The following is a 2,257-nucleotide window of genomic DNA, read 5'->3' on the forward strand; positions in this document are numbered from 1 at the left end:
TAAACTCCTTTGGCATAAAACACATGCAGCATGATAGTGCTATTGCATGCCCCTTGAACGTGCGAGGGGATTGAGGGATCTAAAGGGGAGATAAGGGACGGCCTCGTGTCTGCCCTGCAGTTGCGAGTTAGCGAAGCAAAATTCAAGTCCCCTTGTCTCCCTTTTAAATAAAAAGAAATTTAAAGATTTAATCAAGCAGTCTTTACAAATTTTAAAACTTTCATTCACTCGCAAGAATTGACTACTAAAATTTGGCTTCGCTTGCAGCTTAGCTCAAATTTTAGAGCCGAAATTACTCGTTCATGAAATTTTAAAATTTGCTTGACACTTATCTTACTTCACAAGGCAAATTTGCAAATTTTAAAATCTTACTCGCTCGCCTTAGCAACTTACTAAATTTAGTGGCGAGTTTTATGAGCCCTAAATTTAGAAGTGTGATATGCTCATTCGTAAATTTTTAAAATTTGCCTGTTTTTAATAAATTTACAAGCCACTCTACTTAAATTTTAAACCTACCAAAGCTATAATGCTCCCCAAAAAAGGATAAAAAATGAAAACAATTATGCTTTGTGCGATATGCTCAGTCACGCAGGGAAACTGCGCTGAGGACTGTGCTTATTGCACACAAAGTGCCAAAACTGGCGCTGATATCACGAAATTTAAAGAAAAAAGCGTGCAGCAGGTGGTTGACGAAGCCAAAATAGCATATAAAAACCACGCTATTGGCTTTTGCTTAGTCACAAGTGGCGCCAGGCTAAATGATAAAAAAACCGACTATATCGCATCTTTAGCAAGAGCTGTGCATAAAGAAGTGCCAAATTTGATGCTCATCGCATGTAACGGCATGGCGACTTACGAGCAGCTTTGCGAGCTCAAAAATGCTGGCGTTTTTAGCTACAACCACAACCTAGAAACAAGCCGTGAGTTTTTCCCCAAAATCTGCACAACGCACTCTTGGGACGAGAGATATCAGACAAATTTAGACGCAAAAAGGGCTGGGCTCATGCTTTGCACTGGCGGCATTTACGGCGTTGGCGAGAGTGAGGCTGACAGGGTGAGCTTTAGAGCTAGCCTAAAGGAGCTTGAGCCATTTTCGTCTCCTATAAATTTTTTCATAAAAAGTGACGCTCTAAGGCTTGATCAGCCACCTCTTAGCGCGGATGAAGCCCTAAAAATCGTGCGTGAGACCAAAAGCGCGCTGCCAGAAACTAGGGTCATGATAGCTGGCGGCAGGGAGAAGATATTGGGCGATAGGCAGTATGAGATCTTTGAAAATGGCGCCGATGCGATCGTGATAGGCGACTATCTCACCGCAAAGGGCGAGAAGGCGAGCAAGGACATCGAGGAGCTTACAAAGCGCGGTTTTAGCTTTGCAAGCATCTGCCACTAATGCTTGTAAATTTACTTTTTGCAGGGCTTGGAGGCTTTATCGGAGCTGGATGCAGGTTTTTAGCCGGCGAGCTACTAAAATTTAGCCACTTTCCGCTAACCACGCTTGGCGTAAATGTGCTTGGCAGCTTCATTATAGGCGTTTTATTTTGTCTAAATTTAAGCCAAAGTGTGAGGGTTTTCTTAGTCGTTGGCATACTTGGCGGCTTTACCACGTTTTCAAGCTTTAGCCTTGATAGCGTTAAATTTTTACTAGAAGGCGAACTCATAAAAGGCTTTTTAAATATATTTTTAAACCTTATCCTTTGCCTGATCGCAAGCTATTTTGGCATTTTGCTTGGTAAGAATTTGTGAGGTTTTTAAGGTGCGCAATAAAATAACTTTATCTATGCCATTTTGCAAATTTTAAAACTTCATTCACTCGCAAGAATTAACTACTAAAATTTGGCTTCGCTTACCGCTTAGCTCAAATTTGCATCTTTAGGCAAATTTTAAAACTTTACTCACTCGCCTTAGCAGACTACTAAATTTAGGCTACACTACGTTTAGCACTAAATTTAGAGCCGTGATATGCTCGCTCATAAATTTTAAAATTTGTTATAAACTCCTTTGGCATAAAACACATGCAGCATGATAGTGCTATTGCATGCCCCTTGAACGTGCGAGGGGATTGAGGGATCTAAAGGGGAGATAAGGGACGGCCTCGTGTCTGCCCTGCAGTTGCGAGTTAGCGAAGCAAAATTCAAGTCCCCTTGTCTCCCTTTTAAATAAAAAGAAATTTAAAGATTTAATCAAGCAGTCTTTACAAATTTTAAAACTTTCATTCACTCGCAAGAATTGACTACTAAAATTTGGCTTCGCTTGCAGC

At 40.9% G+C, this 2,257-nt stretch carries 2 protein-coding genes; both read left to right on the forward strand.

Translation table 11 applies throughout. The features are described from left to right. Nucleotides 1-550: 550 nt before the first annotated feature. A complete protein-coding gene (locus F3G86_RS09400; protein WP_149723704.1) occupies nucleotides 551-1,390 on the forward strand; it encodes a biotin synthase in 840 nt (279 codons plus the stop codon). Continuing rightward, a complete protein-coding gene (crcB, locus tag F3G86_RS09405; RefSeq protein ID WP_149723705.1) occupies nucleotides 1,390-1,743 on the forward strand; it encodes a fluoride efflux transporter CrcB in 354 nt (117 codons plus the stop codon). Before F3G86_RS09400 ends, crcB begins: the two co-directional genes overlap by 1 nt. Nucleotides 1,744-2,257: the final 514 nt, after the last annotated feature.

It is taken from the genome of Campylobacter concisus (assembly GCF_902460595.1).
Taxonomy (GTDB): domain Bacteria; phylum Campylobacterota; class Campylobacteria; order Campylobacterales; family Campylobacteraceae; genus Campylobacter_A; species Campylobacter_A concisus_BL.

What these genes read in the sequence shown, in the direction of transcription:
- F3G86_RS09400 (WP_149723704.1), top strand. Translation starts at nt 551, where the DNA reads ATGAAAACAATTATGCTTTGTGCGATATGCTCAGTCACGCAGGGAAAC.
- crcB (WP_149723705.1), top strand. Translation starts at nt 1,390, where the DNA reads ATGCTTGTAAATTTACTTTTTGCAGGGCTTGGAGGCTTTATCGGAGCT.